Source organism: Pseudomonas sp. BRG-100 (assembly GCF_000737955.1).
GTDB lineage: Bacteria > Pseudomonadota > Gammaproteobacteria > Pseudomonadales > Pseudomonadaceae > Aquipseudomonas > Aquipseudomonas synxantha_A.
In genome coordinates this window covers 4,008,614-4,029,053 of record NZ_JPRX01000001.1, presented here as the reverse complement: position 1 = coordinate 4,029,053, position 20,440 = coordinate 4,008,614, and the positions used below count along the sequence as shown (strand labels likewise).

The 20,440-nt window shown below is 63.1% G+C and carries 22 protein-coding genes; 9 read left to right on the top strand and 13 right to left on the bottom strand.

Annotated features, from left to right (window positions below):
• Window positions 1–79: 79 nt before the first annotated feature.
• The 11 genes from JH25_RS09445 to nrdR all read right to left on the bottom strand — a co-directional run bounded on the left by JH25_RS09445 (window position 80) and on the right by nrdR (window position 8,257).
• Window positions 80–865: a cobalamin-binding protein gene (locus JH25_RS09445; protein ID WP_032879255.1), complete on the bottom strand. Its 786-nt coding sequence runs from the start codon at window positions 863–865 to the stop codon at window positions 80–82.
• Complete coding sequence (locus JH25_RS09450) at window positions 862–1,281, bottom strand: nuclear FMR1 interacting 1 family protein (RefSeq protein ID WP_032879254.1); 420 nt, start codon at window positions 1,279–1,281, stop codon at window positions 862–864. Before JH25_RS09450 ends, JH25_RS09445 begins: the two co-directional genes overlap by 4 nt.
• A complete protein-coding gene (gene ribA / locus JH25_RS09455; RefSeq protein ID WP_005791841.1) occupies window positions 1,278–1,895 on the bottom strand; it encodes a GTP cyclohydrolase II in 618 nt (205 codons plus the stop codon). Before ribA ends, JH25_RS09450 begins: the two co-directional genes overlap by 4 nt.
• Before the next feature lie 120 nt (window positions 1,896–2,015).
• Window positions 2,016–2,750, bottom strand: coding sequence for a substrate-binding periplasmic protein (locus JH25_RS09460; protein WP_032879252.1), 735 nt, complete (start codon window positions 2,748–2,750; stop codon window positions 2,016–2,018).
• A gap of 54 nt (window positions 2,751–2,804) precedes the next feature.
• Window positions 2,805–3,770 carry a thiamine-phosphate kinase gene (gene thiL / locus JH25_RS09465; RefSeq protein WP_032879250.1) on the bottom strand — a complete coding sequence of 322 codons (966 nt, stop codon included), beginning with the start codon at window positions 3,768–3,770 and terminating at the stop codon, window positions 2,805–2,807.
• 18 nt (window positions 3,771–3,788) lie between these two features.
• Complete coding sequence (gene nusB / locus JH25_RS09470; protein ID WP_032879249.1) at window positions 3,789–4,289, bottom strand: transcription antitermination factor NusB; 501 nt, start codon at window positions 4,287–4,289, stop codon at window positions 3,789–3,791.
• The gene (ribH, locus tag JH25_RS09475) at window positions 4,286–4,762 is read right to left on the bottom strand and encodes a 6,7-dimethyl-8-ribityllumazine synthase (RefSeq protein WP_032879248.1); all 477 of its coding nucleotides are present in this window, start codon (window positions 4,760–4,762) and stop codon (window positions 4,286–4,288) included. The genes nusB and ribH overlap by 4 nt, the downstream gene beginning before the upstream one ends.
• An 88-nt stretch (window positions 4,763–4,850) precedes the next feature.
• Window positions 4,851–5,942 carry a bifunctional 3,4-dihydroxy-2-butanone-4-phosphate synthase/GTP cyclohydrolase II gene (gene ribBA / locus JH25_RS09480; protein WP_003194579.1) on the bottom strand — a complete coding sequence of 364 codons (1,092 nt, stop codon included), beginning with the start codon at window positions 5,940–5,942 and terminating at the stop codon, window positions 4,851–4,853.
• Between the two features lie 15 nt (window positions 5,943–5,957).
• Window positions 5,958–6,620, bottom strand: coding sequence for a riboflavin synthase (locus tag JH25_RS09485; protein ID WP_005791849.1), 663 nt, complete (start codon window positions 6,618–6,620; stop codon window positions 5,958–5,960).
• Window positions 6,621–6,668: 48 nt separating this feature from the next.
• Entirely contained in the window at window positions 6,669–7,796 is a 1,128-nt protein-coding gene (gene ribD / locus JH25_RS09490) for a bifunctional diaminohydroxyphosphoribosylaminopyrimidine deaminase/5-amino-6-(5-phosphoribosylamino)uracil reductase RibD (RefSeq protein WP_032879247.1), read from the bottom strand.
• A complete protein-coding gene (gene nrdR, locus JH25_RS09495) occupies window positions 7,793–8,257 on the bottom strand; it encodes a transcriptional regulator NrdR (RefSeq protein WP_019818855.1) in 465 nt (154 codons plus the stop codon). The genes ribD and nrdR overlap by 4 nt, the downstream gene beginning before the upstream one ends.
• A 140-nt stretch (window positions 8,258–8,397) precedes the next feature.
• On the opposite strand from nrdR, the gene JH25_RS09500 reads away from it, so the two are divergent.
• From JH25_RS09500 to trxA, 3 genes are read left to right on the top strand one after another with little or no spacing between them, the layout of a single operon-like run.
• Window positions 8,398–8,853: a YbaY family lipoprotein gene (locus tag JH25_RS09500; protein WP_032879245.1), complete on the top strand. Its 456-nt coding sequence runs from the start codon at window positions 8,398–8,400 to the stop codon at window positions 8,851–8,853.
• On the top strand, window positions 8,850–9,512 hold the full coding sequence (locus JH25_RS09505) for a class I SAM-dependent methyltransferase (RefSeq protein ID WP_032879244.1): 663 nt from the start codon (window positions 8,850–8,852) through the stop codon (window positions 9,510–9,512). The genes JH25_RS09500 and JH25_RS09505 overlap by 4 nt, the downstream gene beginning before the upstream one ends.
• A 33-nt stretch (window positions 9,513–9,545) precedes the next feature.
• Entirely contained in the window at window positions 9,546–10,418 is an 873-nt protein-coding gene (gene trxA / locus JH25_RS09510; RefSeq protein ID WP_032879242.1) for a thioredoxin, read from the top strand.
• Here the strand turns inward: trxA and JH25_RS09515 are convergent.
• Window positions 10,415–10,756: a hypothetical protein gene (locus JH25_RS09515; RefSeq protein ID WP_032879241.1), complete on the bottom strand. Its 342-nt coding sequence runs from the start codon at window positions 10,754–10,756 to the stop codon at window positions 10,415–10,417. The genes trxA and JH25_RS09515 overlap by 4 nt on opposite strands.
• A 127-nt stretch (window positions 10,757–10,883) precedes the next feature.
• Between JH25_RS09515 and JH25_RS09520 the strand changes: the two genes are divergently transcribed.
• The 5 genes from JH25_RS09520 (at window position 10,884) to JH25_RS09540 (ending at window position 14,935) form a co-directional block, all read left to right on the top strand.
• A complete protein-coding gene (locus JH25_RS09520) occupies window positions 10,884–11,483 on the top strand; it encodes a DUF2796 domain-containing protein (RefSeq protein ID WP_032879240.1) in 600 nt (199 codons plus the stop codon).
• A 148-nt stretch (window positions 11,484–11,631) separates the two neighbouring features.
• Complete coding sequence (locus JH25_RS09525) at window positions 11,632–12,342, top strand: ABC transporter ATP-binding protein (protein WP_032879239.1); 711 nt, start codon at window positions 11,632–11,634, stop codon at window positions 12,340–12,342.
• Window position 12,343: 1 nt separating this feature from the next.
• The gene (locus tag JH25_RS09530) at window positions 12,344–13,609 is read left to right on the top strand and encodes an ABC transporter permease (protein WP_032879237.1); all 1,266 of its coding nucleotides are present in this window, start codon (window positions 12,344–12,346) and stop codon (window positions 13,607–13,609) included.
• 11 nt (window positions 13,610–13,620) lie between these two features.
• Entirely contained in the window at window positions 13,621–14,142 is a 522-nt protein-coding gene (locus JH25_RS09535) for a DUF3299 domain-containing protein (RefSeq protein WP_032879236.1), read from the top strand.
• A 94-nt stretch (window positions 14,143–14,236) separates the two neighbouring features.
• Window positions 14,237–14,935, top strand: coding sequence for an OmpW/AlkL family protein (locus tag JH25_RS09540; protein WP_005791869.1), 699 nt, complete (start codon window positions 14,237–14,239; stop codon window positions 14,933–14,935).
• Window positions 14,936–15,075: 140 nt separating this feature from the next.
• Here the strand turns inward: JH25_RS09540 and JH25_RS09545 are convergent, their stop codons facing one another.
• Window positions 15,076–15,960, bottom strand: coding sequence for a sugar nucleotide-binding protein (locus JH25_RS09545; RefSeq protein WP_032879234.1), 885 nt, complete (start codon window positions 15,958–15,960; stop codon window positions 15,076–15,078).
• A gap of 167 nt (window positions 15,961–16,127) precedes the next feature.
• Here JH25_RS09545 and JH25_RS09550 point away from each other — a divergent pair, with 167 nt between their 5' ends.
• Window positions 16,128–20,375 carry a DEAD/DEAH box helicase gene (locus JH25_RS09550; RefSeq protein ID WP_032879233.1) on the top strand — a complete coding sequence of 1,416 codons (4,248 nt, stop codon included), beginning with the start codon at window positions 16,128–16,130 and terminating at the stop codon, window positions 20,373–20,375.
• Window positions 20,376–20,440 lie beyond the last annotated feature (65 nt).

The window sequence follows — 20,440 nt, the reverse complement described above, 5'->3', positions numbered from 1 at the left end:
CGACGTAATCACAGGCAAGCCAGCTCCCACAATTGAAATGCATTCCCCTGTGGGAGCTGGCTTGCCTGCGATAGCGTTGTCACAGGTTCGGCGCAATCACCTGGCACAACCGCCCCACCGCCTCCAACATCTGCCCGCTGGGCCGCTCCAGGCCCTTGTCCGGCACTAACCGTACCCGAGCAGCCATCGCCGGCCATGCCTTCCAGGCCTCCTTCTGAGCCTGATCACCCACCAGGATCACCTCGGGATCACGCGCCAGCACCGACTCGATATTGACCTGCGGCGCCGGCAACTTCAGATCATCAAACACATTACGCGCCCCGCACACACTGAGCGCATCGCTGATGATCTGCCCACCACCCACGGTGTACAGCGGTTGGTTCCACACTTGGTAAAACACCCGCAACGGCTCGGCCCGCTGATAGCGCTGGCGCAACTCGGCCAAGCGCTGGCGTAGTTGTGCAGCGAGCTGGCGCCCTGCCTCAGCTCGGCCCAATTGCTCGGCAATGGCCTGGACCTGAGTAGTCAGTTGCGCAAGGCTATGGGGCTCGGCGATATACACCGGGATATTCAACCGCTGAAGCTGCTCACGCTGGGCCGGGCCGACGCTGCCGGGCCACAGCAGGATCAGGTCGGGCTTCAGGCTGAGCAGACGCTCCATATCCAGTTGGCCGTAATGCCCGACCGACGCAACCGTTGCCAGTGCTGTTGGCCGCTCACCACCATCAAGCACACCCACCAACAGGTCGGCTGCGCCCAGCTCAACGACGATTTCAGACAGCGACGGCGCCAGGCTGACCACTCGTTCGGCTGCCATCGCCTGAACACTCAATACGAGCAGCAGTGCCAGCCAGTAGCGGCTCATCCCAGTTGACGCGGAATGCGGTAGAGGTAAAACAGCACCATGGTCGACATTGCCAGCAGGAACAGTGGCACCGCTTCCAGCCCCACGAACACCGCCAGCGCACCGATCCAGGCCGGTAGCGCGGCTACCAGCAAAGCCGTGCGCCGACGCGCCGCCAGGGTGATCCAGGCAGCAGGTTCTTCAGGGGTATCGAGGGCTTTGGAAGTGGCGATCAGCGCATGTTTATAGCCGTGAAAATAACGCAGGCTGAGAAACATCGAGGCCACGCCGGCAATGAAGAACGGCATGGCCAGCACGGGCAGCAGGGGTTCAGCGCGACCAAACAGCAGATTGATCACAAACAGGGGCAGCAATGCCAAAGCCAGGTACTGCCACCAGTTGAAGGATAACCGCCGTTTCACCTGGCCGCGAGTCACGCGCGGTCGACCTCGCCCTGGTGCTCGTTGCCCATCATATGGTCGAGCTTGCTGGCTTTGGTCGCCAGGTAGAGCTTGTTGTGCGGATTGTGCCCGGTGTGCAGCGGCACGCGCTCGGCCACGGTGATGCCCATCTCGGTCAAGGCTTTGACCTTGCGCGGGTTGTTGGTCATCAGGCGCAGGGATTTGACCCCCAGGTGCTCAAGCATCGGCAGGCAGATCGCGTAGTCGCGCTGGTCGGCGGCAAAGCCCAGGCGCTCGTTGGCTTCCACGGTGTCGGCGCCGCCATCTTGCAGTTCGTAGGCGCGGATCTTGTTCAACAAGCCAATGCCACGGCCTTCCTGACGCAAGTACAGCAGCACGCCACGGCCTTCACGGGCGATGGCTTGCAAAGCGGCTTCCAGTTGCGAGCCGCAGTCACAGCGCTGGCTGAACAGCGCATCGCCGGTCAGGCACTCGGAATGCACGCGCCCCAGCACCGGCGCGCCATCCGTGATGTCGCCGAGGCTGAGCACAACGTGCTCGCGCCCGGTGGCTTCTTCGAGAAAGCCGTTCATGGTGAACGTGGCAAAAGGGGTAGGCAGCTTGGAAGCGGCGACGAAAACGACGGGCACCGTGTGCTCCTGATTTCAGATTTCACAGAGGCGGCCATTGTAACAGCAGGTTCCTACAGACGCTTAAGCTGAATTATCGCTGATAAAGATCAATAGGTTCGATTGGCCTTCACGTCAGTTCTATGGGCCCGGGAACGGATACGGCTGTTTCCAGCGCGCAAAAGTCGCTTTGAGCTCGCCGGTCTTGACCAGGGCGGCCAAACGCTGGTCATACACCGCCATCAACGCCCTGCCGCGCTCGGTATCGGCAAAGGCTATGTAGAGCGGCAACTCGGCGATATGCGTAAGTTTGAACAACGCCGGGTCTTGCGCCTGGCTGAGTACATACTTGGCTTCAGTGAGGGCATCGATATAGAAATCGGCGCGACCGTATTGCAGCATTGGCAGGATACCGTCGCGCCGTTCGATCTGGTTGAAGCGGCGCACATTGGGCAGGTATTGCTCGTACTTGTAGCCACGCACCCAGGCCAGGCGGTAGTCGCCCAGCGTCGCCTGTGTCGGCGTAGGCGCAGTGGCGAGCCCAAGGGCGTATACGTGGTCGGCGTCGAAGTTCCAGCGGGGGTACAACACCCCGCTGACTTCATTGCGATAGGTGCCGACGCATCCATCCACCTCGCCACGCTGGGCCAGGCCGACCGAGCGGGTGTAGGGCTCGCTGCGGGTCTGCAGGGTGATGCCTACCGGCTCGAAGATCTGGCGCACCACGTCCCAGGCCAGGCCGCTGCCATCTTTATTGGTGTAGTCGTTCCACTCTTCGCCGGCCAGCATGACCTTGCCGGGCACCGACGCCTCATCCGCCTGAAGTACAGAGGTAAAGGCACACAGAGCGATCAGCAGCCAGCAGCGCACGACCATAGTGACGGCTTCCTACGTGGTAATCATCAGATAAAGGGTAGCGCAGGACGCTGGCTACGGCGTCTCGCGAAAATGCTGATAGCCGCGCACGGCCGGTGTAATGTCCTGACCATGGGCATCGAGCAGGGTCACGCCCTGCCCCGCTTCGACCCGACCGATCACGTGAATCGGCCAGCCGCCCGCTCGCAAAGGTGCCAACGCGGATATCGGCAAGGTAAATGCCAGCACGTAGTCATCCCCCCCGCTCAACGCCGCGACGCGGGCCTGATCCTCGCCGACAAATGTCAGCAAGGCGGTAGATAACGGCAACCTGTGACGTTCGATCACCAGGCTGACCGCCGAAGCCTTGGCGATATGCCCACAATCGGCCAGCAGCCCGTCGGAGATATCCATGGCCGCGCTCGCCTTGCCCCGCAACGTCAGCCCCAGGGCCAACTGCGGTTGCGGCGACCAGTAATGTGCCAGCAGCGGCTCGGCAACTGCCGCATCCGCCGTGCGTTGGCCCAAGACCAATGGCAAAGCACCAGCGGCATCGCCCAGTTCGCCGCCCACACACAGCAGGTCACCCGGCTGCGCACCACTGCGCGTCAACGCCTGCCCGGGCGGTACGCGGCCAAATACGGTCAGGGTCAGGCTCAGTGGCCCTCGGGTGGTATCGCCGCCCACCAAGCCCACGCCGCAACGTTGCGCCATGGCGTTCAGGCCTTGGGCATAGCGTTGCAGCCAATCGGCATCCACGGTCGGCGTGGTCAGGGCAAGGGTAAACGCGAGGGGGTCGGCGCCCATGGCGGCCAGGTCGCTCACCGCCACGGCCAGCGAGCGCTGGCCGAGCAGGTACGGGTCACAGGGGTCGGCAAAATGCACGCCGGCCACCAGCGTATCGGTAGAGACCGCCAGTTGCTCTCCGGCGGGCAGCGCCAGCAAGGCACAGTCGTCGCCGATCCCCAGGGCAATGCCATCGCCGCCTTGCGCACAAGGCGCGGCGGCGAAGTACTTGCGGATCAGCTCGAACTCGCCCATGCGGGACTCAAGCGCAGATTAGCGCTTGTGTTCCTTTACTTCGGCTTCACGCAGGCGCGGGGCCAGCTTGTCGAGCACGCCGTTGACGAACTTGTGACCGTCGGTCGAACCGTAGACCTTCGCCAGTTCGATGCCTTCGTTGATCACCACGCGGTACGGTACGTCAACGCGCTTGAGCAGCTCCCAGGTGGACAGGCGCAGTACCGCCAGCTCAACCGGGTCCAGCTCTTCGAGGGTCAGGTCCAGGCATGGCGTCAGCGCAGCATCGATCTCGGTCATGTTGGCCGGAACACCGTGCAGGATGTCGTGGAAGTAGCTCTGGTCAGCAAAGGTGAAGTCGTTATCGACGCGAAATTGCGCTTCGATCTCGTTCAGCGAAGTGCCAGCCATATGACGCTGGTACAGCGCCTGGGTGGCGAGCTGACGGGCCGCACGGCGCTTTTCGCTTTTCGAAGGCTTGCCGGCATCGGCTGGACGCTCGTCACGCGGGTTGAAACGATCGCTTTCGTCGGAAATCACTTGGCCTCCAAATGCGACAGCAGGCTGACCATTTCCAGCGCGGACAAGGCAGCTTCAGCGCCCTTGTTACCGGCTTTGGTGCCGGAACGCTCGATGGCTTGCTCGATGGAATCAACGGTCAGTACGCCGAAAGCGACTGGCACGCCGAACTCCATGGACACCTGGGACAGGCCCTTGGTGCATTCGCCGGCTACGTATTCGAAGTGCGGGGTGCCGCCACGAATGACCGCGCCCAGGGCGATGATCGCCGCGTATTCACCCTGCTGAGCAACTTTTTGCGCAACCAGTGGAATTTCGAAGGCGCCAGGGGCGCGGATAAGGGTGATATCGCTCTCGCTCACACCGTGGCGAACCAGGGCGTCAACCGCACCGCTTACCAGGCTTTCAACCACGAAGCTGTTGAAGCGGCCAACCACCAGGGCATAGCGGCCTTTGGGGGCGATGAAGGTACCTTCGATGGTCTTCAGGGTCATTCGACAAATCTCTTAAAGAGCCGGGACGCGAAAAGTGCGTCCCTCAGTGATGATTTAACCGCGAACAAGGGGCAGAAATCGCCGGCCTTTATTCGGAGGGCACGTATTCTACAACTTCCAGGTCGAATCCGGATATCGCATTAAATTTCATCGGTGCGCTCATCAGGCGCATTTTGCGCACGCCCAGGTCGCGCAGGATCTGCGAACCGGCACCGACGATGCTGTAGGTGGTCGGTTTTTTCACCGGCACGGCGTCAGCGGTTTCGCGGATGTGCGCCAGCAATACGTCGCCGTCCAACGGGTGACCGAGCAACAGCACCACACCGCTGCCAGCCTCGGAAACCGCGGCCATGGCGGCGCGCAGGCTCCAGCGGCCGGGTTGCTTGACCATCAACAGGTCGCGCAGAGGGTCCATGTTGTGCACCCGCACCAGGGTCGGTTCTTCGGCGCAAATGTTGCCCAGGGTCAGGGCCATATGCACGTCGCCTTCCACTGAATCACGGTAGGTCACCAAATTGAATTGGCCCAGTTCGCTGTCCAGCGGCTGCTCGGCAATCCGCTGAACGGTACGTTCGTGGATCATGCGGTAGTGGATCAGGTCGGCAATGGTGCCGATCTTGAGGTTGTGTTCGGCGGCAAAGGCTTCCAGTTCAGTGCGACGGGCCATGGTGCCGTCGTCGTTCATCACTTCGCAGATCACCCCGCTCGGCTCGAAACCGGCCATGCGCGCCAGGTCGCAGGCGGCTTCGGTGTGACCGGCGCGAGCCAGGGTGCCACCCGGTTGAGCCATCAGCGGGAAAATGTGACCGGGGCTGACGATGTCTTCGGCCTTGGCATCTTTGGCGGCGGCGGCTTGCACGGTACGGGCGCGGTCAGCGGCGGAGATACCGGTGGTGACGCCAGTGGTGGCTTCAATCGATACCGTGAACTTGGTGCCGAAACCCGACCCATTGCGCGGCGCCATCAACGGCAGCTTGAGCAACTCGCAGCGTTCGCGGCTCATGGGCATGCAAATCAAACCACGGGCGTGCTTGGCCATGAAGTTGATGTGCTCAGGCTTGCACGCCTCGGCGGCCATGATGATGTCGCCTTCGTTCTCGCGATCTTCGTCATCCATAAGGATGACCATCTTGCCTTGGCGGATGTCTTCAACCAGTTCTTCGATGCTATTGAGCGCCACGCGGCACCCCCTTGGTCAGGATTTCAGGTAGCCGTTAGCGGCCAGAAAACTTTCGGTGATGTTGCCTGATGCAGGCTCTGCGGCCTTTTCGCCCAGCAACAGGCGCTCCAGGTAACGGGCAAGCAAGTCCACTTCCAGGTTCACCCGGCGCCCCGGCTGGTAGGAGGCCATGATGGTTTCGCTGAGGGTGTGGGGAATGATGGTCAGTTCAAATTCGGCGCCATTGACGGCGTTCACGGTCAGGCTGGTGCCATCAACGGTGATCGAACCCTTGTGGGCAATGTACTTGGCCAGCTCTTTGGGCGCACGGATGCGGAATTCCACGGCGCGTGCGTTTTCACTGCGGGCCACCACTTCGCCGACACCGTCGACATGGCCGCTGACCAGGTGACCGCCCAGGCGCGTGGTCGGCGTCAGGGCTTTTTCCAGGTTGACCGGGCTGCCGGCCTTGAGGTCGTTCATCGCGGTGCAGTCCAGGGTTTCCCGGCTGACGTCGGCGGCAAAGCCGTTGCCCGGCAGCTCAATAACGGTCAGGCACACGCCGCTGACGGCGATACTGTCACCCAGCTTGACGTCGCCGAGGTCCAGCTTGCCGGTTTCAACCAGCAGGCGCACGTCGCCGCCTTTGGGGGTCATTGCACGGATGCTGCCGATGGATTCGATAATGCCGGTGAACATTTCGCTCTCCTGAAAACGAGGGGCTGACGCTTAAGCGCAGGCCGGGAATTATACGCTCGCTGTCGGGACGGGAATGGCAGTGACTCGCCAGTCGTCGCCTACAGCGCGCATGTCAGTGATCTTGAGTTGGGGCGCGTCGACCAGCTTCTCAAGCGGCCAGTCCAGCAACGGCCGGGCAGCGGAGCCGAGGAACTTGCCGGCGATGAATATGACGTACTCATCCACCAGGCCCTGCTGGGCAAACGCGCCCGCCAGGCTCGGGCCCGCTTCCACCAGCACATCGTTGACGCCACGGGCGGCCAATGCCACCAGCGCCGAGCGCAGGTCGACCTGGCCCTCCACGCCCGGTACCACCAGGCACTCTGGGCCACGGGGAAACTGGTTCTCCGGAGCTACGCAGGTGATGACCAGTGCCGGGCCTGCCTTGAAGAAGGGTGCATTGAGCGGCACGCGCAAGCGGCCGTCGATCAACACGCGCAGAGGCGGGCGCGACATGGCCAGGGCGGTGGTTTGTTCATCCAGGCCCAACTCAGCGGCGCGCACAGTCAAGCGGGCGCCGTCGGCCAGCACCGTATCGGCACCGGTCAACACCACACTCGCCTCGGCACGCAGACGTTGGACGGCGGCGCGGGCAGCGGGGCCGGTGATCCATTGGCTTTCGCCGCTGGCCATCGCCGTGCGGCCGTCCAGGCTCATGGCCAGCTTGACCCGCACGAACGGCAAACCGTGCTCCATGCGCTTGAGGAACCCCGGGTTAAGCGCCCGCGCCTCAGCTTCCAGGACACCACTGCGCACCTCGATACCCGCCTGGGCCAGACGCTGCATGCCACGCCCGGCCACTTCCGGGTTCGGGTCCTGCATACCTGCCACCACCCGCGCCACACCGGCGCTCACCAGTGCATCGGCGCACGGCGGCGTACGGCCATGGTGGCTGCACGGCTCCAGCGTCACGTACACCGTCGCGCCGCGGGCCTTTTCACCGGCGGCGCGCAGGGCATTCGGCTCGGCATGGGGCTCGCCGGTGCGCTCATGCCAGCCTTCGCCGACAATCTGCCCGTCACGCACTATCACACAGCCCACCCGTGGGTTGGGGTGGGTGGTGTACAGGCCCTTGCGCGCCAATTCGAGGGCACGCGCCATGTAATGGGCGTCGAGGACTGCCTGTTCAGACTTCATTGTTTGGAGGGCTCACGGGCCAGGCGGTCGATTTCTTCGCGGAACTCATTGAGGTCCTGGAAGCGTCGATACACCGAGGCAAAACGGATATAGGCGACTTCGTCGAGCTTTTGCAGTTCGCCCATCACCAGCTCGCCGACCACCAGGCTCTTGACCTCGCGCTCGCCGGTCGCCCGCAGCTTGTGCTTGATATGCACCAGCGCCGCTTCCAGGCGCTCGACACTCACCGGGCGTTTTTCCAGGGCGCGCTGCATACCGGCACGCAGTTTTTCTTCGTCGAAAGGCTGGCGGCTGCCGTCGGACTTGATCAGACGGGGCAATACCAGTTCGGCGGTTTCGAAGGTGGTGAAACGTTCACCACAGGCCAGGCATTCGCGCCGGCGACGCACTTGATCGCCCTCGGCGACCAGACGCGAGTCAATGACCTTGGTGTCGTTGGCACCGCAGAAGGGACAGTGCATGGTTGGCAGGCAACAAAAAATGGGAGGGCCATGGTAGCGCATCCCCGTCGCAAGACAAGCCATAGCCTTTACGGTATATAGGCAGGCTTATATGTTTGATATTTTTTAAGCCACGGATTTTGTCCTTTCTGGAGCCGTACATGCAGTTACGACCACTCGCTCTACTCACGCTGTTCAGTTTTCTGGTCGCCTGCAGCAGCGAAGCCCCCAAACCGGCCGCGCCTCAACCGACACCGGCACAAGAGAAAAAAGTCCCGGGTATTGAAGACCTCGGCCCCCTGCCCGCCTATCAACGGGAAATCAGCGGCAGCCTGACCAACGTGCCCGCCGGCGCCGAAGTCGAGATGGCGCTGCTGGTGATCGACGACCGTTCGCGCCCGCAGCAACTGCTCGCCAGCAGCGTGCTGAGCGGCAATGGCAAGCCCCTGGCCTTCCGCCTGCGCTTCAACCCTGAAGCCTTCCCGGCCGGTGCACGCGTTGAATTGCGTGGCCGCGCCAGCCAGTCCGGCCAGTTGATCCTGCACCTGCCCGCCGTGCGCGTCACCCAGGCGATCACCCAGAGCACCGGCCCCCTGCAACTCGTCAAGGCGCCATGACGCCACCGCTGCACCTGCAGCGCGCCTTGAGCGAGCTGATCGGCGACGCGCAATTGGTGCCCTGCCCGCTACCGGGCACCGAATTATCGCTATGGCTGCTCGATGCCGACAATATGGACCGCGCCTTCAGCCAGGAAGAAACCCGGCGCATCCTGCATGAGCCGCCCTATTGGAGCTTTTGCTGGGCCAGCGGCCTGGCGTTGGCGCGCTACCTGGCGGCGCATCCCGAGTGGGTCGCCGGTAAACGCGTGCTGGATTTCGGCGCAGGTTCGGGCGTAGCCGGGATCGCCGCCGTAAAGGCGGGTGCCCTGGAAGTAGTGGCGTGTGACCTGGACCCGCTGGCCCTGGCGTCTTGCCGCGCCAACGCCGAACTCAATGCGGTGGAGCTGGGCTATTGCGCCGACTTCTTCGCCGAAGCCGACCGTTTTGACTTGATCCTGGTGGCCGACGTGCTTTACGACCGCGCCAACCTGCCGCTGCTGGATCAATTCCTCACTCGTGGCCGCGAAGCGCTGGTGGCCGATTCGCGGGTGCGGGACTTCCAACACCCGCGTTATCAACGGCTGGAGGTTCTGGACGCGTTGACCCTGCCGGACCTGGCCGAGCCTTGGGAGTTTCGCAAGGTGAGTCTGTACCATTCGCGGCGCCAGCCCTTATAGTTGCCCCCATTCCCGCTTTATTCGAGACGCCCCATGAGTGAGCCCACGCCGTACATCTTCGACGTCACCACCGCCAACTTCGACCAGGCGGTGATTCAGAATTCTTTTGAAAAACCTGTGCTGGTGGACTTCTGGGCCGAATGGTGTGCGCCATGCAAGGCGCTGATGCCGATGCTGGCGCAGATTGCCGAGAGCTATCGCGGCGAGTTGCTGTTGGCCAAGGTCGATTGCGAGGCCGAACAGGACATCGTCGCGCGTTTCGGCATTCAAAGCCTGCCGACGGTGGTGTTGTTCAAGGATGGCCAGCCGGTGGACGGCTTTGCCGGTGCGCAGCCGGAGTCGGCAGTACGGGCGATGCTGGAGCCACATGTGCAGATGCCACCACCGGCTGCGGCGGATCCGCTGGAACAGGCCCAGGCGCTGTTCAGCGAAGGACGCATCAGTGAAGCTGAAGGGCTGCTGGTGGCGCTGTTGGGCGAAGACAACACTAACGCCCCCGCATTGATCCTGTACGCACGCTGCCTGGCCGAACGCGGCGAATTGGGCGAAGCCCAGGCCGTGCTTGACGCAGTCAAAAGCGACGAGCACAAGGCCGCCCTGGCCGGGGCCAAGGCGCAGATCACCTTCCTGCGCCAGGCCGCAGACTTGCCGGACACCGCCGATCTGAAGAGCCGTCTGGCACAGAACCCGCAGGACGACGAGGCGGCCTATCAGTTGGCGATCCAGCAACTGGCGCGCCAGCAGTACGATGCGGCACTGGAAGGTTTGCTCAAGTTGTTTACCCGCAACCGCAGCTACAGCGAAGGCTTGCCGCACAAGACGTTGCTGCAGGTGTTCGAATTGCTGGGCAATGAGCACCCGCTGGTCACGGTGTACCGCCGCAAATTGTTTGCCGCGTTGTACTAATCACCGATCCAACGGTACAGCGGCGTATCCCCGCCGCTGCTCACCTTGACTTTGGCGCTATGGCGCAGGCGCACCAACAGGCGCTTGCCCGCGCCCGCATCGCCTGCCAACCCTTCCAGTTGATCGAGTAATTCCAGACCGTTGAGCTGCCCTGCCTTGCGCAGCACCTCCTGGGCGCTCTGCCATAGGTCGTCGTTTTGTTTGACCGGCGCCGCGGTTGGCGCACTGGGCGTTGGGGCGGCCTGAAGCTGTGCGCCCAAGCGCGCCCAATCGCCGTCGTCCAGTTCCAGGGTCAAGTCCACCGGCAGATCGCCGATGGTTCCACGAATTCGCAACATCGCTGTACTCCTGCATTTTTCTGACCGTCATGCTCCCATGCAGCTTGCGCAACACCAAGCAGGCGGTCAAACTCTCGGCTCATTGTTATAAGATCACATAACAAAACTTTCATCCTGGAGCCCTCCCATGCGCCGTTTGCTGCTTGCTTTGCCGTTCGCCCTGCTGCCACTGGCTGTTGCCCACGCTCACGAAGAGCATGACCACGAGCACGGCAGCCTCGGCGCCCATGAACATGGGGTCGGCCGTCTCAATGCCGTGCTGGATGGCAAGGCCCTTGAGCTTGAACTGGACAGCCCGGCCATGAACCTGGTGGGTTTCGAGCATGTAGCGACCAGCGCCGCCGATAAAGCCAAGGTCGCCGGTGTACGCAAACAACTGGAGAACCCGTTGGCCCTGTTCAACCTGCCCAAGGCCGCAGGGTGTGTGGTCAGCAGCCAGGAGCTCAATAGCCCGCTGTTCGGTGACAAACCAGAAGCCGACCATGACGACGATGACCACGCCACCGACGGCAAAGGCGCCGCCGCTCACGAGCACCATCACGACCACAGCGAAATCCACGCCCACTACCAATTCACCTGCGCCACGCCGACGGCCTTGGGCAACCTGGACTTGAGCCAAGTGTTCAAGACCTTCCCCGCCACCAAGAAAATTCAGGTACAACTGATCGGCCCGAGCGGTCAGCAAGGTGTTGACGCGACGGCCACCGCCGCCACCCTGAAGTTCTGACTTGAAAGCACAGTCCATGTGGGAGCTGGCTTGCCTGCGATACTGGCGACGCGGTGCAGCAGGCACACCGTAGCGATGCCATCGCAGGCAAGCCAGCTCCCACAGTGGATCGGCGCCATTTTCGACTACCAGGCGACACTGACTTCCCATGACTCAAGCGTTAATCGAACTGTCCGACCTGGGCTTCAACTGGCCCGGTCACCCGCAGTTGCTGGACATCCCCGCGTTCCGCCTGGAACCCGGGGAAACCCTGTTCCTCAAGGGCCCGAGCGGCAGTGGCAAGACCACGCTGCTGGGGCTGTTGGGGGGCGTGCAGAAACCCTGCCAGGGCAGCATCCGCCTGCTTGGGCAGGAGTTGACCGAACTCTCGGCCGGCGCCCGTGATCGTTTCCGTGTGGACCACACCGGCTACATCTTCCAGCAGTTCAACCTGCTGCCGTTTCTATCGGTGCGCGAAAACGTCGAGTTGCCTTGCCATTTTTCCAGGTTGCGCGCACAACGGGCCAAACAGCGCCACGGCAGTGTCGACCAGGCGGCTGCGACCTTGCTCGCGCACCTGGGCTTGAAGGACAAGGACTTGCTGGAGCGCCGCGCCGACTCGCTGTCCATCGGCCAGCAACAACGGGTGGCTGCCGCCCGTGCGTTGATCGGCCAACCGGAACTGGTGATCGCCGACGAGCCCACCTCAGCCCTGGACTATGACGCCCGCGAAGCGTTCATCCAGTTGCTGTTCGCTGAATGCCGTGAAGCTGGCGCCAGCCTGTTGTTTGTCAGCCATGACCAGAGCCTGGCGTCACTGTTCGACCGCAACCTGTCACTGGCCGAACTCAATCGCGCCGCCACGCCCGCAGAGGTTTGAGATGTATCTGTTTCGTCTAGCCATGGCCAGCCTGGCTAACCGCCGCTTTACTGCGATCCTCACTGCCTTCGCCATCGCGCTTTCCGTGTGCTTGTTGCTGGCGGTGGAGCGCGTGCGTGTCGAGGCGCGCAACAGTTTTGCCAGCACCATCAGCGGTACCGACCTGATCGTCGGGGCACGTTCGGGCTCGGTCAACCTGCTGCTGTATTCGGTGTTTCGCATCGGCAACGCCACCAACAACATCCGCTGGGACAGCTTTGAGCATTTCGCCGCCAGCCCCCAGGTGAAATGGGCCATTCCGATTTCCCTCGGCGACTCCCATCGCGGTTACCGCGTGATGGGCACCAACGAATCCTACTTCGAGCATTACCAGTACGGGCGCAAGCAAAACCTCGAACTGGCCAGCGGCCGCGCCTTCGCTACCGACCCGTTTGAAGTGGTGCTCGGCGCCGAAGTCGCCGACGCCCTGCATTACAGACTCGGCGACAAGCTGGTGCTGGCCCACGGTGTAGCGGTGGTCAGCCTGGTCAAGCACGACGACAAACCCTTCACTGTGGTCGGCATCCTCAAGCGTACCGGTACGCCGGTAGATCGCACGTTGCACATCAGCCTGGGTGGCATGGAGGCGATCCATGTCGACTGGCACAACGGTGTGCCGGCCCAGGGCAAAGGCCGCATCAGCGCCGACCAGGCGCGCAATATGGACCTGACGCCGCAAGCCATCACCGCGTTCATGCTCGGCCTGAACAACAAGATTTCCACCTTCGCGTTGCAAAGGCAGATCAATGAGTTCCGTGGCGAGCCGATGCTGGCGATCCTGCCGGGCGTGGCCCTGCAAGAGCTGTGGAGCATGATGAGCACCGCCGAGAAAGCCTTGTTCGTGATCTCGCTGTTCGTGGTGCTGACCGGCTTGATCGGCATGCTCACGGCGATCCTCACCAGCCTCAACGAGCGCCGCCGCGAGATGGCGATTCTGCGTTCGGTGGGTGCACGCCCATGGCATATCGCGAGCCTGCTGATCTTCGAAGCCTTCGCCCTGGCCTTGTCCGGTGTGGTAGCAGGCGTGGGCCTGCTGTATGTCTGCATCGCCGCCTCCCGTGGTTACTTGCAGGCCAACTACGGGCTGGACCTGCCGATGTCCTGGCCGAGCGAATATGAATGGACCCTGCTGGCGGGTATCCTCGCGGCAGCGCTGTTGATGGGCAGCGTGCCCGCGTGGCGCGCCTATCGACAATCTTTGGCCGATGGCCTGTCCATCCGTTTATGAGGAAGGCTTCGATGCGTCGTGCCCTGTTTGCCCTGTTGCTGCTGACGGCCGTGCCCGTGTGGGCGGATGAACAGCCCAAGGACCTGTCCTGGCAGGAAATGATCCCGCCGGATGCGCCACCGGAAGTGCCTAATATGAAGCCGCTGCACGACCTGTCGAACATGGCCGATGCCTTGTCCGTCGAGGCGGCGCCGGCGGCCAAGCAGGATCTGCCCAACGCGCCGGTGGTGCAGAGCCTCGACGGCCAGCACATCCGCCTGCCGGGGTATATCGTGCCACTGGAAGTCAGTGAAGAAGGCCGCACCACCGAGTTTCTGCTGGTGCCGTATTTCGGCGCGTGCATCCATGTGCCGCCACCGCCGTCGAACCAGATCGTGCATGTCAAAAGCGAAGTCGGCGTGAAGCTCGATGAGCTGTACCAGCCGTACTGGATCGAAGGCGCGATGCAGGTCAAGCCGTCGACGAGTGAACTGGCCGACGCCGGTTACCAGATGGATGCCCAGAAGATTTACATGTACGAGCTGCAGGAGTAGCGCTGATCACCCTTTCATTGAGCTGAGTCAAAAGACCGAACGGAACGATCTTTACCATTGGACGTACAACTTTTAAACGTCCTTTGGAGCTCCCATGAACAAGTCTCTGCTCGGCGCGTCCCTCTTCGCGCTCGCCCTCGTCGCCCCGGTCGCACACGCTCACCAGGCGGGCGATATTCTGGTGCGTGCCGGTGCAATCACCGTCAACCCGGAGGCCGACAGCGGCAAAGTCAAGGTTGACCAGGGCCCGCTGGCCGGCACCAACCTGGGCGGCAAGGCGACCATGAGCAGCGACACCCAACTGGGCTTGAACTTCGCCTACATGATCACCGACCACGTCGGTATCGAATTGCTGGCCGCCACGCCCTTCGAGCATGACGTGAAACTCAAGAACACCGCACTGGGCGCCGCCAACGGCAAGCTCGGTTCGCTCAAGCACCTGCCGCCGACCCTGAGCGTCGTGTACTACCCGCTGGACAACAAGTCGGCATTCCAGCCGTACGTGGGCGCCGGTATCAACTACACCTGGATCTACGACGAACACGTCGGCGGTCGCGCTCAACAAGCCGGCTTCAGCAACTTCAAGGCCGAAAACTCCTGGGGCTGGGCCGCACAGATCGGCGCCGACTACATGATCAACGACAACTGGATGATCAACGCCCAGGCGCGCTACATCGACATCAGCACCAAGGCGACTGTGGATAACAATGCGCTGGGCCAGGGCACTCGGGCCAAGGTCAATGTGGACGTGGATCCGATGGTTTACATGGTGGGTATTGGCTACAAGTTCTAAGCAACACTGCATAACCCATGTGGGAGGGGGCTTGCTCCCGATAGCAGAGTGTCAGTCAACAGATTCATGGACTGACCCATCGCTATCGGGAGCAAGTCGAATCGTCGCACCGCCCCTCCCACATTTGGTTTTGTAGCGTGTCAGCTGTGGCGGTAGAACCGGTCCAGCAACGCCGGAAGCCCCGCCCGCCATGCCCTTGGCTTGATGCCAAAGGTATGCAGGATCTTCTTGCACGCCAGCACCGCGTGCTGCGGTTCATCCGCCGCATCCGGCCGAGCCGCGTGGGCCTGGGCAGTGGGGGATTCAATGGCCAGCGCGTGGAAGTTGCGCGCCTCGGTCAGGATCGCCTGGCCCAGGGCCAACGGCGTAGTCGCCTCATGCCCGGCGTAATGATAGGTGCCCCACAGCGGCGCCGCGCAATCAAGCTGCTTGAGCACCGAGATAATCACCCGTGCGGCATCGTCCACCGGCGTCGGGTTGCCACGACGGTCGTCGGCCATCAACAGCTCATCAGGTTTTTCGGCCCGGGCCAGGAACCGCCCGAGCGTGCCGTCGACACTGTCATCGAGCAACCAGCCAAATCGCAGCAGCACATGTTGTGGGCAAGTGGCGCGCACGCTCTGTTCGATACGCCACAACGCCTGGCCGCGCAGGCCCAGGGGCACCGGCTCGTCTTTTTCGCTGTAGGCGGTGGCGCGCGAGCCATCGAACACCCGGTAGCTGGACGGTTGCAGCAGCGTGATGCTGTGGTGCTGGCACAATTCAGCCAGGCGTTCGATGGCGAACTCCTGGGCGGCCAGACGGGTTTCGCTCACGGTTTCGGCCTGGAACCAGTCGAAATAGTAGGCGAGGTTGATCAATGCATCGGGACGGGTGTCGTCGAGCAATTGGGTAAGGCTCGCGGCATCCCAGCCGTCTTGGGGCGGTTTGGGGGCGAGGAAACCGATGTCTTCCTCTGCACCGAGGCGAATCAGCGCCTGCCCGAGGGCATTCCCGCCGCCCAGTAACATAAGGCGCATTCGCATAGATTGAGCAGGCCCGGTCTGTTTGGAACGATGGTTATTATCGACAGGCGTGTGCGCCTTGCCGTAGGTAGTTGCCAGAATCGTTGCATTTTGCGGGTTTGTAGCGCAACCGTCACGGATAAAGTACGTGTTTGCAACTTGTTGGAGCAGGTGGCATCAATCACTTCATGAACCTTCCCGAATCAACGGCCAGCGCACTGGATGGTTTTCACCCCGCCGTCAGTGCCTGGTTTTGCAGGACCTTCCCCTCGGTGACCGGCGCCCAGGCCCAGGCGTGGCCGCTGATCCGCCAGCGGCGGTCAACGCTGATCGCCGCGCCCACCGGCTCGGGCAAGACCTTGACGGCCTTTTTGGCGGTACTCGACGATTTGGTCCACCAAGGCCTGGCCAACGGCGGGCAACTGCCGGACGAGACCCTGGTGGTGTATGTGTCACCGCTCAAGGCGCTGTCCAACGACATCCAGATCAACCTGCAAAACCCGCTGGCCGGCATTACCGAGCAGCTTCAAAGCCTGGGCCTGCCGCCGCTGGTGATCCGCACCGCCGTGCGCACCGGCGACACCCCGCAAAAAGACCGCGCACAGATGCGCAAGCGCGCGCCGCATATCCTGGTGACCACGCCCGAATCTCTGTATGTGCTGCTGGGTTCGGATTCCGGCCGACACATGCTCGCCAGCACGCGTACGGTGATCGTCGATGAGATCCATGCCATCGCCGCCGGCAAGCGCGGCAGCCACCTGGCCTTGAGCCTGGAGCGCCTGCAAGCGCTGTGCGCCGAGCCATTGACCCGTATCGGCCTGTCAGCCACGCAAAAACCCATCGAAGCGGTCTCGCGGTTTTTGGTCGGCACCGACCGTGAGTGTGCCATCGTCGACATCGGCCATGCGCGCCCACGGGACCTGGATATCGAAGTGCCGCCAGTGCCGCTTTCGGCGGTGATGGCCAACGATGTGTGGGCCCTGGTCTACGACCGCCTCGCGCAATTGGCCCGCGAACACCGCACCACGCTGATTTTCGTCAACACCCGGCGCCTGGCCGAACGCCTGGCCCGGCATCTGAGCGAGCGGCTGGGCAAGACCGCCGTGGCCGCCCACCATGGCAGCCTGGCCAAGGAACTGCGCCTGGACGCCGAGCAACGGCTCAAGGCCGGCGAACTGCAAGTGCTGATCGCCACCGCGTCCCTGGAGCTGGGCATCGATATTGGCGAGGTGGATCTGGTCTGCCAGATCGGCTCACCCGGCTCGATCAATGGCTTTTTGCAACGCGTCGGCCGCTCCGGGCACCAGGTCGGCGGTACGCCCAAAGGGCGCTTGTTTGCCACCACCCGTGACGACTTGATCGAATGCGCCGCGTTGCTCGACTGCGTACGCCGTGGCGAGCTGGATACCTTGCATATTCCAGTGGCGCCGCTGGACGTGCTGGCCCAGCAGATCATTGCCGAAGTCAGCGCCCGTGAATGGCCGGAACAGGCGCTGCTGGCGCTTGTTCGCCGCGCTGCGCCTTACGCCGAGCTGGATGAGCGCCACTACCAGGCCCTGTTGCAGATGCTCAGCGAGGGCTACAACGGCCGCCAGGGTATCCGCAGCGCCTACCTGCACCGTGACGCCGTGACCCACACCCTGCGCGGCCGCCGCGGTGCCAGGCTCACCGCCGTCACCAGCGGTGGCACCATCCCGGACAACGCCGACTACAGCGTGTTGCTGGAGCCTCAGAGCCTGAACATCGGCAGCGTCAACGAAGACTTCGCGGTGGAAAGCATCGCCGGCGACATCTTCCAACTCGGCAATACCTCTTACCGCATCCTGCGGGTCGAAGCGGGCAAGGTGCGTGTCGAGGATGCCCATGGCCAACCGCCGACCATCCCGTTCTGGCTGGGCGAAGCACCCGGGCGCAGCAACGAGTTGTCGGTGGCCGTGGCGCGCTTGCAAGGGCAAATCGACAGCTTGCTGGGTGCCACGCCCGGCGACCTGCAACCGGCCCTCGACTGGCTAACCGGCACCCTGGGCCTGCATCGCGCCAGCGCCGAACAACTGCTGGATTACCTGGCCCGGTCGCGCCAGGCCCTGAGCGCCCTGCCCTCCCGGGACACGTTGATCATGGAGCGGTTTTTCGACGCGTCCGGCGGCACCCAGTTGATCATCCACACGCCGTTTGGCAGCCGCATCAACCGCGCCTGGGGCCTGGCGTTGCGCAAGCGCTTCTGCCGCACCTTCAACTTCGAGCTGCAAGCGGCGGCCAGCGAAAACGCCATCGTGCTGTCGCTGTCTACCAGCCACAGTTTTGCCTTGGATGAGGTGTGGCGTTACCTCAACAGCAACAGTGCTGAACACCTCCTGATCCAGGCCGTGCTGGATGCGCCGCTGTTCGGCGTGCGCTGGCGCTGGAATGCCGGCGTGGCCCTGGCGTTGCCGCGCTACACCGGTGGGCGCAAGGTGGCGCCGCAGATCCAGCGCATGAAGAGCGAAGACCTGATCGCCAGCGTCTTTCCAGACCAGATCGCCTGCCTGGAAAACCTCGCCGGCGAGCGCGAAATCCCCCATCACCCACTGGTGGAACAAACCCTCGACGATTGCTTGCATGAAGCCATGGACAGTGGAGCCTGGCTGGCACTGCTGCGGCGCATGGAGCGCGGTGAAGTCCGATTGATCAGCCGCGACCTGCCCGCCCCTTCGCCCATGGCTGCGGAAATTCTCAGCGCCAAGCCCTACACCTTTCTCGACGACGCCCCGCTGGAAGAGCGCCGCACCCAGGCCGTGCTCAACCGACGCTGGAGCGACCCGCAGAGCACCGACGACCTGGGCGCACTGGATGCCGAGGCCATCGCCGGCGTTCGCGAAGAAGCCTGGCCCGCGCCCAACGGCGTGGATGAAATGCATGAAGCGCTGATGAGCCTGGCGTGCATCGCAGCCCCTGAAGTTGCGCCGCAATGGGCCGCATGGCTGCACGCCTTGGCCAAGGCCGGGCGAGCCTGTCAGTTGCACAACGGCATGTGGGTCGCCGTGGAGCGCTTGAGTTGCTTGCAAGCGCTCTACCCTAACGATTTGCCACTGCTGCCCGGGTTCGACGAGCCCTGGGAATTTGACGAAGCACTGTTAGAAGTACTGCGTGCGCGCCTCAGTGGTTTTGGCCCGTTGAACCTGGTCGAAATCGCTGCCCCCCTGGCGCTGCCCGTGGCGGCAATCACTCAGGCCCTGTCGCGCCTGGAGCAGGAAGGCTACGTGCTGCGCGGGCACTTCAGCCCCGGTGCCACGCAGGAACAATGGTGCGAACGTCACTTGCTGGCGCGCATTCATCGCTACACGGTCAAGCGCCTGCGCCGGGAAATCGAGCCGGTGGCGTTGCAGGATTTCATGCGTTTTCTGTTCGATTGGCAGCACCTGTCCGACAGCACCCGTGGCCAGGGCAGCGCCGTATTGCCGCAGATAGTCAGCCAACTCGAGGGCTACGCCGCCGCCACGTCGGCCTGGGACACTGACCTGCTCAGCGCGCGCATCAAGGATTATTCATCGACCTGGCTCGATGACCTGTGCCGCAGCGGCAAGCTGGTATGGACGCGCTTAAGCAACAAGGCCGGCGCCATGGCGTTGCGCAGCACCCCGGTGGTTTTGCTCCCCCGTAGCCAGGTAGCGTTGTGGAGCGGGCTGACCGAGCCCACCGACAGCACCACGCTGTCGCCCAAGGCGCAGAAAGTCCACTCGGCCCTGCGCGAACACGGCGCCTTGTTTTTTGATGAACTGGTGCACGAGGCCCACCTGCTGCGCAGCGAGCTGGAGACAGCCTTGCAGGAACTGGTAGGCGCCGGCCTGGTGAATGCCGACAGCTTCGCCGGGCTGCGCGCCCTAACCACGCCTGCCAGCAAACGCCAGGCTCGCAGCAGTCGACGTGGGCGCGGGGCGTTTGTCGGCGGCATGGATGATGCCGGTCGCTGGGCCTTGGTCCGCCGTTCAGCCAGCGCTGCCGGCCCACATTCGGCCGAGACCCTGGAGCATGTGGCGATGACCCTGCTGCGCCGTTACGGCGTGGTGTTCTGGCGCTTGCTGGAACGCGAGGCGGATTGGTTGCCGAGCTGGCGTGAATTGCTGCGCACCTTCCATCGGCTGGAGGCACGCGGGGAGATTCGTGGCGGGCGGTTTGTCAGTGGGTTGGCGGGCGAACAGTTTGCGTTGCCGGAGGCGATACCCTTGCTGCGCGAGGTGCGGCGGCGGGCACATGACGGGAGCTTGATCGCGGTGTGCGGGGCGGATCCATTGAACCTTGTGGGCACGCTGCTACCGGGGGCCAAAGTGCCGGCGGTGAGCGGTAATCGGATTGTATATCGCGATGGGCTGCCGGCGGCGGTGATGGTCGCCGGCAAGCAGCAGGTGTTGCTGGAGATGGATCAGCAGGCAGTTCAGGAGAAGTTGATCAGGCGCTGACCTTTAGGCCCTCATCGGGAGCAAGCCCCCTCCCACATGTTGATGTGTGAACACATTCAAATGTG